The sequence below is a fragment of the Ureibacillus thermosphaericus genome (assembly GCF_002370195.2).
GTDB classification, from domain to species: domain Bacteria; phylum Bacillota; class Bacilli; order Bacillales_A; family Planococcaceae; genus Ureibacillus; species Ureibacillus thermosphaericus.
Window position 1 is genome coordinate 2,524,139 of the sequence record NZ_AP018335.1, and the last position, 12,155, is coordinate 2,536,293.

Below are 12,155 nucleotides of genomic sequence, written 5' to 3' on the forward strand. Positions count from 1 at the left end.
CAATTTTAGTTCTGTCCCAGCTTCTCCATTAACTCCAATAATCTTTTAGATAGAGATAAATTCCTCCTCATTTTTTTGAAACTGGATATGATGCAATTTTGCAAATACGCCATTTAAAGCAATTAGTTCCTCATAAGTGCCTTGTTCTTCAATTCCATTTTTCGTTACAACAATTATACGATCGGCGTTGCGAATCGTTGCAAGTCGATGCGCAATGACTAATGTTGTACGATTTTTGGACAACTCGTTCAAAGATTTTTGAATCATCATTTCTGTTTCAGTATCCAGTGCAGAAGTGGCTTCATCTAATATTAAAATTGGCGGATTTTTTAGGAACATACGTGCAATGGCTATACGCTGTTTTTGACCTCCTGATAATTTTAAGCCGCGCTCCCCAATCTGCGTTTCATAACCATCTGGAAGAGATTCGATAAATTCTTTCAAATGAGCCTTCTCAGCAGCCGCTTGTATTTCCTCAAAGCTTGCACCTAGTCTTCCGTATTCTATATTTTCACAAATTGTACCAGTAAATAAGAATACATCTTGCTGTACAATGCCAATCTGTTCACGCAACGATTTTTGTGTGATATCTCGTACGTCGATTCCATCAATAGTAATCGCCCCTGCGTTTACATCATAGAAGCGGGGAATTAATGAACAGATTGTTGTCTTCCCTGCTCCAGATGGACCGACAAATGCGATTGTTTGGCCAGCTTGGATATTAAATGAAATATTCCGTAATACCGGCTTTGATTCATCGTACTGGAACGATACATTGTTGAAAGAGATATTTCCTTGTAAATGAGGAACTGCTACAGCATTGGGACGATCCTGAATTTCCGGATCTTGCATCAGTAATTCCCGGAAACGTTTAAATCCTGCCATTCCTTTTGGATACAGTTCAAGTAATGCACTAATTTTATCAATAGGTTTAATTAATACATTTGTATATAATACGAAACTTACTAATTCACCATATGTCAATTTGCCATTATAACTCAACCAAGCACCTACCACTAAAATGACTAAAGTCAATAGTCGTGTCATAAAATAGATGCTTGAGTGTGTCCCTGCCATCACTTTATAAGCAAATAGTTTGGCAGCGCGGAAATATCCGTTTTGTTGTTTAAAGCGCTTCATTTCAAATTCTTCGTTTGTAAATGATTTAACAACCCGGATTCCTGAAACACTATCTTCTACTCTTCCATTAACATCCGCAATTTTACTATACATTTCTTTCCAAGCATTGTTCATTTTATTGTTGCAGTAAGTCACTAACCAAATTAAAAAGGGTGTGAAAACAAGTGCAATAAACGTCAATGTCGGATTTACTTGGAACATAATAATGAACGCACCAATAAATGTCATCATTGCAATAAAGAAATCTTCTGGACCATGGTGCGCAAATTCACCAATATCAAAAAGATCATTTGTAATGCGGCTCATAATATGGCCCGTTTTTGTATTATCAAAAAATTTAAAGCTTTGTTTTTGGATGTGATTAAATAAATCGCGACGCATGTCGGTTTCAATATTAATTCCTAGTTTATGACCCAAGTAGTTGACAACGAAGTTCATGATGGTGCTTAAAATGTAAACAAGTAATAATAAAATGCTGACTTGTACAATTTTTCCCCAATCGCCTTCAGGTAATAAGACATCAATAAACCATTGCACCGCAATTGGGAAAAACAAATCTAAAATAGCCACAAAGACAGCACATGAAAAGTCGATGATAAATAATCGTTTATGTGGTTTATAGTAAGAAAAAAAATGCTTTAACATCTTCTTTTCCTCTCTTTTGATAGTCATATCTTGAATTATACAAAAATTTTTTGCAAATGGATAACATTTGTAATTAGACTAATACTTTTTAAAAAGAAAAATAGGCAGAAGATTAAACTCTCCTGCCTAATTTACATCGTCATCCAAAATATTTAGTCACTCAAAACAGTTTGTACTGATGGATGAATCGAAAAGAACCCTTTTCTCATTACGCCATCAAGATGTAATATTGAAGTTGCTTCATCAATGATATTTCATATTAGATGTGACAGATTTCAATTCTTCTGCCATTGATGCAAGGGACTGGGCCGAAGCGGAAATTTCCTGCATCGCAGCCAACTGTTCTTCCACTGTTGCGACAACTTCTTCAGATGCCGCATTATTACCTTGAGCCACTTCCACAAGACCATCCAATTCTTCATTGACATGTTGAAGAGCTTTGGACATTTCTTTCACTGCTTCAGAAACTTCTTCCATTTGCGGCGAAATTTCTTTCGTTGTTTGGAGAATGTGGTTGAATTGTTCAATGGCTTCGCTTGTAATCTCTACCCCATCATCTACATTTACAGAAATCTGTTTCATCATCTTTACTGTATTTTCCGTATCATCTTGAATTTTCTTAATAATCTCCTGAATTTCTTTAGCTGATGATTGGGTTTGTTCGGCAAGGCTTCTTACTTCATCAGCGACTACAGCAAATCCTTTGCCATGTTCACCTGCACGGGCAGCTTCAATAGCCGCATTTAAAGCAAGCAAATTCGTTTGATCGGCAATTCCAGTAATTACATTTAAAATTTCATTGATTTGTTTTGAACTATCATATAAAGAATGAATAATGGACTGTGATTGGCTAACAGATGTATGAATGGATTTCATTTGTTCAACCGTTTTGGAAACAGCTTGGCCGCCTATGTCTGCCACCTGAATAGCTTTGCGTGAAAGTTCCGTCACGTTGGATGAACGTTCGGCGATGTCCTCCACTCCTTGCGAAACTTTTTTAAAGATATGGGATACATTCTCAACCATACTTGTCTGCGCTTCTGCATTTTTCGATACTTCTTGAATCGAATTGGACACTTGTTCAGTTGCTGCAGTCGTTTCTTCGGAGCTGGCAGACAATTGTTCCGATGTAGCCGCGACTTTTTCGGCTGTTTCGTCTATTTGAAGAGTCAAAGTACGCAACCCATCAATCATTTCATTAAAAGCCATTCCTAACTTTCCAATCACGTCATTTGTCGATATTTTTGCGTATTGGGTCAAGTCCCCTCCACTGACTTTTACGGCTAAATCACCCAATTGTTTAATCGGTCTGCTTAAAGATTTAATGATGAAAACAGCAGCAAAGATACCAAAGATAATCGCAATAGTTCCTACAATCCATGATAAATGTAAGATAGCTTCATTTGCTTCATCAATTTCTTTCTCATAAATCAGTCCGCCGATTTTCCACCCAGTCAATTCATCCGTAATGAAATGTAAAATTACGGATTCTCCATTTAATACTCCATTAACCTGTCCTTTATCTTTCTCATACAATTTGTCGTAAATCGAATCTATGGCTTCACTTCCCAATTCAGCAGATGGATGAGCAATATATTTATTGTTTTTGTCTAAAACGAGTCCATATCCCGCCTTGCCAATTTGAATGTTTTTCACTAATTCTTCCAACTTATCAAGATTGATGTCAATTCCTGCAACTCCAGTGCCATCATCGAGAGCTTTGGAGATGGTAATCACCATTTTTCCTGTACTTGCAGCAACATAAGGTTCTGAAATAAAGGTTTCTCCTTTATTCTCCATGGCTTGAATATACCAATCTCTTTCTCTAGGATCGTATCCAGCTTTAACCGCTAAATGTGCTGGTTCCTTCACAAATATTCCGTCTTCATTTCCTACATAGACACCAGCAATTTCGGGATGGGATTCTTGATAAAATTTCAGCCATTTACGTATTTCAGAATGATTGGATTCTTGAAATTGGGATCCTCTTATATGATTTGACAATATTTGAATATCCGTCATTTTCGGTTGAATTAGATCCTTGATAACATCATCGATTCTAGATACATTAGCCGAAACATTATCCAATATTTGGTTTCTTAATTCTTCCTTGGATGTTTGATAAGATAATGTGCCAATTAGCAAAGAAGAAAGGATTACAATAATTGTAATGGAAATAAATAATTTTATATGAAAATTACGAAAGCTAAACTTGCTGATTTTTTTTGAAACTTTTTTCACTGATAGTCCTCCCCTAGTTGAAAAGTGGCATCTCCTTTGCCTAAAAAGATTTTGTATTTTTGTTTTCTATTTGTTGTTTAATTTATTTAGCTTAACGGGTTTGGAATAAATTTGATAATTAATGTTAAAAGTAAATCTTGGGAAAATAATTAAGATCTTCTCATACTTCATTTAACCTCCAGTATTTAAAATATAAAATTCATGCATTGATCCTAAAAAGAAATATCTTCTTTTCTAAATCAACACTTGCTGAAAAAAAACCCATTATTATATCGATATAAATTTCTAACTTTTTGATATATTCTTTTATAATCTTTATTTTGTAAAACTTTAGAATTATCGATTTATTTTATATTTAGTGTAATCAGTCTAATTTTCCATCTTACCAAAATATGATTTTATCTCTTATAAAACAAAATTAAATAGTTTTAAAGTCACATTATCAGACTTTTACAATTTATAAAAAAAGCAGCGATTCATACTTATGAATGTCGCCTACTGGTTTTAGGGAATCATCAAACCTATTTAAGAGCATCAGCTACTTCTGTAACTGTCATGCCTGTATAATGCAACAAATGCTCCGCTCTTTTTATTCGAGTTTCAACAACATAGGATTGAATTGTTTGCCCCATAATTTCTTTGAATTTTTTTGAAAAATAACGTGGCGAAAAATTAGCGCGAGCAGCTAAACTTTCTACTGTATGATTTTTTTCGGGATGTTGTTGAACATAATTTGCCACTTCCCTGATTACCGCACGAGTGACCTTTTTATGTACACGAGTGGAATCTTTATCTGCACAAGCGATCTTTTTATATACACAAGTGAGATCTCTATCCGCACGAGTGAATTTTTTATATACACAAGTGAGATCTCTATCCGCACGAGTGACCTTTTTATATACACGAGTGAGATCTCTATCCGCACGAGTGAATTTTTTATATACACAAGTGAGATCTCTATCCGCACGAGTGACCTTTTTATATACACAAGTGAGATCTCTATCCGCACGAGTGACCTTTTTATGTACACAAGTGAAATCTCTATCTGCACGAGTGACCTTTTTATATACACAAGTGAGATCTCTATCCGCACGAGTGACCTTTTTATGTACACGAGTGGAATCTTTATCTGCACAAGTGACCTTTTTATATACACAAGTGAGATCTCTATCCGCACGAGTGACCTTTTATATACACAAGTGAGATCTCTATCCGCACGAGTGAATTTTTTATATACACAAGTGAAATCTCTATCCGCACGAATGACCTTTTTATGTACACGAGTGAGATCTCTATCCGCACGAGTGACCTTTTTATGTACACAAGTGAAATCTCTATCTGCACAAGCGATCTTTTTATGTACACAAGTGGGATCTCTATCCGCACGAGTGACCTTTTTATGTACACAAGTGAGATCTCTATCCGCACGAGTTATATCAAATCGAGTAGGAGGGAGCGATTAACTCCCGTCCTCTCACACCACCGTACGTACGGTTCCGTATACGGCGGTTCAATTAAGATGATTGACGCAAGTTTTCATAACTTCCGTGAATAGCTGTTCTCTTTATGCCAGTGGTCACTCCACCCTCCAAGAGGACCCCCACGGGATTCACTGCTTCCTCCCTCAAGTGAGGTACTACGTTTTCTGTGTTCATCATGACTCACTGAATGCCAAGGGCTATTCTCTCTTCATTGTTCGGTCCTTCTTAGTAATTCTAAACCAACTAATACGATGACCTCTGCTGACTTCTGACGGTTCAGCTACTTATCACTAAGTAGGTTATGAAGTGTACTTCACGTATCCGTCAGACCTCCCCGGATAAGTACATGCACTTTCACACCATCTATCCGCCTCATTTACTCGATATGACCTTCGACAGAAAGAGCTTTGTTTTGTTTTGCAAACTCACTCAATCATACCTAGCCTTATATGAGGTTCGTGTTCCTCGGACCGGTGTTTTGCCTCCAGCTTCCTTCAGATTCCGCGTCACCACGGACACCCTTGCTCTTGGCTAACCTCTACTTCTGTCTTCGGGGTTCGGGACTTACACCCTATAGTTCATGTACATGCCGGGCGCAATCGAGTAGGAGGGAGCGATTAACTCCCGTCCTCTCACACCACCGTACGTACGGTTCCGTATACGGCGGTTCAATTAAGATAATTGACGCAAGTTTTCATAACTTCCGTGAATAGCTTGTCTTCTTATGCCAGTGGTCACTCCACCCTCCAAGAGGTCTCCCACGGGATTCACCGCTTCCTTCCTCAAGTGAGGTACTACGTTTTCTGTGTTCATCATGACTCACTGAATGCCAAGGGCTATTCTCTCTTAATTGTTCGGTCCTTCTCAGTTGTTCTAGACCAACTAATACTATGACCTCTGCTGACTTCTGACGGTTCAGCTACTTATCACTAAGTAGGTTATGAAGCGTACTTCACCTATCCGCCAGACCTCCCCGGGTAAGTACATGCACTTTCACACCATCTATCCGCCTCATTTACTCGATATGACCTTCGACAGAAAGAGCTTTGTTTTGTTTGGCAAACTCACTCAATCATACCTAGCCTTATATGAGGTTCGTGTTCCTCGGACCGGTGTTTTGCCTCCAGCTTCCTTCAGATTCCGCGTCACCACGGACACCCTTGCTCTTGGCTAACCTCTACTTCTGTCTTCGGGGTTCGGGACTTACACCCTATAGTTCATGTACATGCCGGGCGCACCATCAAAAAGCCTGAGGAAATCTTCCTCAGGCTGAAAGTATTGTCTCCAGATCTTCAATAGAATCGCAAAACAATGTTAACCCACTGTATGAATTTCCCACTCAAAACAACTTAAGAAGTTTTACTTTTTACTACCCCGTGTCCTAGATTATTCAAACGATCGGCTAAACCTAAACCGTGTTCAGGTTTTTCGTCATTGCCATTGATTACTCTTTCAAGCAAGGTTTGACTCCATTCATATGCATAAGAGCCATGTTCAGAATAATCGAGACCTGCAATTTCATCTTCGCTTGATACACGAATCGGATGAATAAAGTTAATCAGAATTGTTGCAACACTTACAATTAAGAATGTATAACTGATAACGGCTAAAACTCCAATTGCTTGAACGCCTAGTTGAGAAGCTCCATACCCATAGAATAAACCGCTAGCTGTCGAGAACAATCCGATTGCAAGAGTGCCCCAAATACCACAAATACCATGAACAGCAATAGCACCAACCGGATCATCGACACGTACTTTTGCATCTAAGAAACGAACACCTTCTACTAATAAAATACCTGATACGAATCCAACTATAATTGAACCTAGAATGGAAATATCTGCTGCACCTGCTGTAATCCCTACTAATCCACCGAGTACACCATTTAGTGAAATGGACGGATCAATTTTTCCAAAGCGGATTTTTGTATAAACGGCAGACGTCACAAAAGCTGCCGATGTAGAAAGTAGTGTCGTTGCAATGACATGTGGTACTAAACTTGTATCTGCTGCAAGGGTGCTTGCACCGTTGAAACCAAACCAGCCTAACCAAAGTACGAATACACCTAAAGCACCTAGAGGTATGTTATGGCCTGGAATCACATTGACCTTTTTACCTGTATATTTTCCGATACGAGGCCCGAGGAAGATGACAACGGTTAATGCGGCAATCGCACCAGTTAAGTGCACCACTGTGGAACCAGCAAAATCTGTAAATCCGAGCTGTGCAAGCCATCCGTCACCTGACCAAACCCAATGGCCTATGATAGGATAAACAATGATGCTCATTGCAACAGCAATCATTATATAGCTCATGATTCTTATCCGTTCTGCTACAGCACCTGAAATAATGGTAATGGAAGTTGCAGCAAACATTGCTTGGAATACGAAAAAGTCGATATCTTCTCTTCCCGATAAGAAAAATCCATTTGTTCCAAACATACCTCCAGCTGAATCACCAAACATCAAACCGAAGCCAACAAGATAATACAAAATGGAAACAATACTAATCGTTAAGAAGTTTTTCATGATGATGTTTAACGAGTTTTTTGCTCTCGTAAATCCTGTTTCCACCAAAGTAAATCCAGCATGCATGAAGAATACTAATATAGCACCTAACATGACCCAAACTAGATTCACAGACAATTCTATCGACTCAACAGTTGGTGCTTGTGCATAAGCTGGCATTGCAGCGAACAATAATAATGGAAAAATAGATAGCATTTTTTTCTTCATCTTCACTCGACTCCTCTCAACTTATATAATCGCTTCTTTACCATGTTCCCCTGTTCGGATGCGAATTGCTTCTTCAACAGGGATAATAAAAATTTTTCCATCACCTACCGATCCAGTTTTGCATGTTCTTTGAATCACTTCTATCACTTGATCTACTTTCCCATCTTCTACAACCAATTCAATTTTCAACTTTGGCAATACTTTAATTTCAAAAGTTGTACCTCGAAACATCCCCTCCACACCTTTTTGTTTGCCTGTACCGGCAGCTTCCGTAACGGTCATGCCACCGACTCCAATTGAGAATAAATTATCTCGCAATTCTTTAAACACTTCTGGACGCGTAATTACCTCAACTTTTTTCATATAACGTCCTCCTTTAAGTAGTTAATATAAAGTGATATAACGTTCACGTTCCCATGGATGCACGTTGATTCTAAATTCATCCCATTCAATACGTTTTGCTTCAATAAAGTGCGTTGTAATATGTTCGCCAAGTGCAGCTTTAATGACTTCATTTTGTTCGAGTGCGTCAATCGCTTCTTTTAAACTAGCTGGTAGACTGCGAATGTTTAATTGATCTAATTGTTCCTCATCCATTTTATAAATGTTAGAGTTTACTGGGTCACAAAGTGTTAATTTATTTTTAATGCCATCTAAACCAGCTGCCAGCATTACAGCTAGGGCAAGATATGGGTTTGCGGATGGATCTGGGTTTCTTAATTCAATGCGGGTACTTAAACCACGGCTTGCTGGGATACGAACGAGTGGACTACGATTTTTTCCTGACCATGCAATATAACAAGGTGCTTCATAACCAGGAACTAATCGCTTATAAGAATTGACTGTCGGATTTGTAATGGCTGCAAAACTATAAGCATGTTTTAAAATTCCGGCTAAATATTGTTTAGCAGTTTCACTTAATCCTAATTCATCTTTCTCATCAAAGAAGGCATTTTCTTTACCGCGGAATAGAGATTGGTGACAGTGCATTCCTGAACCGTTTACGCCATAGAGAGGTTTTGGCATAAATGTGGCATGTAGACCATGTTTTCTAGCAATATTTTTTACTACTAATTTAAATGTTTGAATTTGATCGGCTGCATCGACTGCATCGGAATATTTGAAATCAATTTCATGTTGTCCAGGGGCAACTTCATGGTGGGATGCTTCAATTTCAAAGCCCATTTCTTCTAAGGTAAGAACAATATCACGACGGCAGTTTTCCCCTAAATCTGTTGGAGCTAAATCGAAGTAACCTCCATTGTCGTTCAACTCCATTGTTGGATTACCATGTTCATCTGCTTTAAACAAAAAGAATTCCGGTTCTGGACCTACGTTCATTGCTGTAAATCCAAGTTCATTCGCTTCCTTTAGTACCCGTTTTAATACGCCACGGGGATCACCAGGGAAAGGAGTACCATCTGGTAAATATACATCACAAATTAAACGTGCAATTTTTCTACCTTGTTCTGCTTCCCAAGGGAAGATAAGCCAAGTATTTAAATCGGGATATAAATACATATCTGATTCTTCGATTCTTACAAATCCTTCAATAGAAGAACCATCAAACATAATCTTGTTATCTAAAGCTTTTGGTAATTGACTAAGCGGTATTTCAACATTTTTAATAATTCCAAATAGATCTGTAAATTGTAACCGAATGTAGCGCACATTTTCCTGTTCAGCAATTTTTAAAATGTCTTCTTTTGTATAATTTTTTTTCATATTAAATTCCTCCTATTATCTATCGAAATTTCATTTATTTGATTGCTTGTTACAGCATTGTTTCTTTTGTGAAATAATCTAATTTTATTTCACCGTGGCAAATGTATTCTGCTCTGCCTTTTTTCCAAACGTGGTTATGTTCATCCCAATGAATTTCTAAATCACCTCCTGGAAGATGGACTGTTATTACTTGGTTTTGCTTCAGTTTTCCATTGAGCGTGGCTGCGACAACCGCCGCACAAGCACCTGTACCGCAAGCCATTGTTAAACCAGAGCCTCTTTCCCAAACTCGATAGTCGATTTCATTGTCATTTTTTACCTCTACAACACCAACATTTACTCTTTCAGGGAATAAATCGGAGAATTCAATCATTGGGCCGATTGTTTCTAACGGTACATTATGAACATCATCAACAAACATAATGGCGTGAGGGTTACCCATTGAAACACAAGTTAAGTAGTAAACATTTCCTCCTATCGTCAATGGTTCATTGATAGTCTTTGTTGTTGGGTCACCTTTCATTGGAATCATTCCTTTTAACAATTTCGGTTCACCCATATCAACTGTGACGAATTCCACTTCTTTTGTATTTTCTTGAGAAATGTGAACCTCAACGATACCGCCAAGTGTTTCTATAGTAAAACACGTTGAATCTATAAATTGATGATCATATAGATATTTCGCTACACATCTTAATCCATTTCCGCAATTTTTCCCCTCTGAACCATCTGCGTTAAAGATACGCATTCGAAAGTCGGCTACTTTTGAATCGCAAATAAGAATCATCCCGTCAGAACCAATTCCAAATCTCACATCAGAAAGATTTTTTGCTAGAGTTGGAAGTATTTGTTCTTGCAAAGTATTTTCTAGTAAATTAATAAAAATATAATTGTTTCCTAAACCATGCATTTTTGTAAAATACATTTCATCACCTTCCTTTGAAAATAAACTGAACTCCTTTCAATCGTCTTTCAATTTCCTTCATCACTTGCTGTTCTTCTTCTTCTGAATTAGCTTCAAAGGTAACGGAAAATCTTACGAAACTCCCTGCATCATCCCACGGAACTGTTGAAATCAAATGTTCTCGAATAAGGTATTGGGAAAAATCTTCCGCTGTTTGAAAGGAAGGCCCATCTTTGACCCCGATTGGAGCTTCAGCATATAAGTAAAAAGAGCCTTTCGGTTTTTCCACTTGAAAACCACACCCACGAAGAATATTCACTAGTAATTCATGGCGACGGGAATATTTATTTGCTGTTTGTTCGGTTATTTCAGGGTAGGATAAAGCGTAACTTGCAGCTTTTTGGATTGGAATAAATTGACCAGAATCGCTGTTATCCTTTACCGTTTGAAAAGCTTTTATTAATTTTGCATTTCCAGCAATAAACCCGATTCTCCATCCAGTCATATTGAAAGACTTGGATAAGGAATGGATTTCAACTCCTATCTCTTTTGCACCAGGTACCGATAAAAAGCTGAGTGGCTTCTCACCGTCGAACATTAATGCGGCATATGCTGCATCATGGACGACGATTAATTGATTGCTTTTTGCAAACTCAATAACTTCTTCAAAAAACTGTTTCGTCGCTACTGCACCAGTTGGGTTATTGGGATAATTTAAATAGAGCAGTTTTGCTTTCTTTAATACTTCTTGATCAATTTGATCAAGGCGAGGCAAAAAGTTATTTTCTTTTAATAATGGAAGATAAACAACTTCGCCACCGTAGTATTTTGTATAAGTTCCTAGCACCGGATAACATGGTGATGGCATTAATGTAATGTCCCCTGGGTTAATGAAAGCAGCTGGCAGTAAACTGAGTCCTGATTTAGATCCAATAACATGGTTAATTTCTGTTTCAGGATCTAAACCATTTACTCCAAATACCTCTGACATATAGCGGGAAGCAGCCACTTTAAATTCATGTATGCCATTATCTGAATAAAATCGGTTTTCAGGTTTTAAGGCTTCTTCGAATAGTTTTTCAACTACTCTTTTGTCTGCCATTGCATCAGGTTCACCGACTCCCAAATCAATTAAAGCCATATCCGGTTTTTCTTTAATGGCTATTCTTTTAGCTCTTTTAATTTTTTCAAATTTGAATATTTCTTCCTTTAAACCGAATGAAGGACCCCCAATTCGATCGGCAAATAATTGTTGTATATAATCTTCAGTCTGCACTTTAACCC

11 protein-coding genes and 1 pseudogene are annotated in these 12,155 nt (G+C 37.8%); 2 read left to right on the forward strand and 10 right to left on the reverse strand.

The window, feature by feature from the left end:
* Positions 1 to 45: 45 nt before the first annotated feature.
* The 3 genes and pseudogenes from UtA1_RS12140 to UtA1_RS12150 form a co-directional block, all read right to left on the reverse strand.
* The gene (locus tag UtA1_RS12140; RefSeq protein ID WP_096551295.1) at positions 46 to 1,785 is read right to left on the reverse strand and encodes an ABC transporter ATP-binding protein; all 1,740 of its coding nucleotides are present in this window, start codon (positions 1,783 to 1,785) and stop codon (positions 46 to 48) included.
* Between the two features lie 243 nt (positions 1,786 to 2,028).
* Positions 2,029 to 4,026 (reverse strand): methyl-accepting chemotaxis protein, encoded by a 1,998-nt coding sequence (locus UtA1_RS12145; RefSeq protein WP_096551297.1) that lies wholly within the window; start codon positions 4,024 to 4,026, stop codon positions 2,029 to 2,031.
* 527 nt (positions 4,027 to 4,553) lie between these two features.
* Positions 4,554 to 4,775 (reverse strand): annotated as a pseudogene (locus UtA1_RS12150) (helix-turn-helix domain-containing protein); the annotation flags it as partial.
* 10 nt (positions 4,776 to 4,785) lie between these two features.
* Between UtA1_RS12150 and UtA1_RS12155 the strand changes: the two are divergent.
* The gene (locus tag UtA1_RS12155) at positions 4,786 to 5,229 is read left to right on the forward strand and encodes a hypothetical protein (protein WP_126434501.1); all 444 of its coding nucleotides are present in this window, start codon (positions 4,786 to 4,788) and stop codon (positions 5,227 to 5,229) included.
* Positions 5,230 to 5,246: 17 nt separating this feature from the next.
* Entirely contained in the window at positions 5,247 to 5,489 is a 243-nt protein-coding gene (locus tag UtA1_RS12160; RefSeq protein ID WP_126434503.1) for a hypothetical protein, read from the forward strand.
* A 51-nt stretch (positions 5,490 to 5,540) separates the two neighbouring features.
* Here UtA1_RS12160 and UtA1_RS17255 read toward each other — a convergent pair whose 3' ends face one another.
* From UtA1_RS17255 to UtA1_RS12185, 7 genes are all read right to left on the reverse strand, one after another.
* Positions 5,541 to 5,684 (reverse strand): hypothetical protein, encoded by a 144-nt coding sequence (locus UtA1_RS17255; protein ID WP_172597786.1) that lies wholly within the window; start codon positions 5,682 to 5,684, stop codon positions 5,541 to 5,543.
* A 495-nt stretch (positions 5,685 to 6,179) separates the two neighbouring features.
* Complete coding sequence (locus tag UtA1_RS17260; protein WP_172597780.1) at positions 6,180 to 6,323, reverse strand: hypothetical protein; 144 nt, start codon at positions 6,321 to 6,323, stop codon at positions 6,180 to 6,182.
* A 533-nt stretch (positions 6,324 to 6,856) separates the two neighbouring features.
* A complete protein-coding gene (locus tag UtA1_RS12165) occupies positions 6,857 to 8,242 on the reverse strand; it encodes an ammonium transporter (protein WP_096551301.1) in 1,386 nt (461 codons plus the stop codon).
* Between the two features lie 21 nt (positions 8,243 to 8,263).
* Positions 8,264 to 8,605, reverse strand: coding sequence for a P-II family nitrogen regulator (locus tag UtA1_RS12170; RefSeq protein ID WP_096551303.1), 342 nt, complete (start codon positions 8,603 to 8,605; stop codon positions 8,264 to 8,266).
* 21 nt (positions 8,606 to 8,626) lie between these two features.
* Positions 8,627 to 9,967, reverse strand: a complete 1,341-nt coding sequence (gene glnA / locus UtA1_RS12175; RefSeq protein WP_016839418.1) for a type I glutamate--ammonia ligase — start codon at positions 9,965 to 9,967, stop codon at positions 8,627 to 8,629.
* A gap of 49 nt (positions 9,968 to 10,016) precedes the next feature.
* Entirely contained in the window at positions 10,017 to 10,892 is an 876-nt protein-coding gene (gene dapF, locus UtA1_RS12180; RefSeq protein ID WP_016839417.1) for a diaminopimelate epimerase, read from the reverse strand.
* 4 nt (positions 10,893 to 10,896) lie between these two features.
* Positions 10,897 to 12,147, reverse strand: a complete 1,251-nt coding sequence (locus UtA1_RS12185) for an LL-diaminopimelate aminotransferase (protein ID WP_096551305.1) — start codon at positions 12,145 to 12,147, stop codon at positions 10,897 to 10,899.
* Between the last annotated feature and the right edge of the window lie 8 nt (positions 12,148 to 12,155).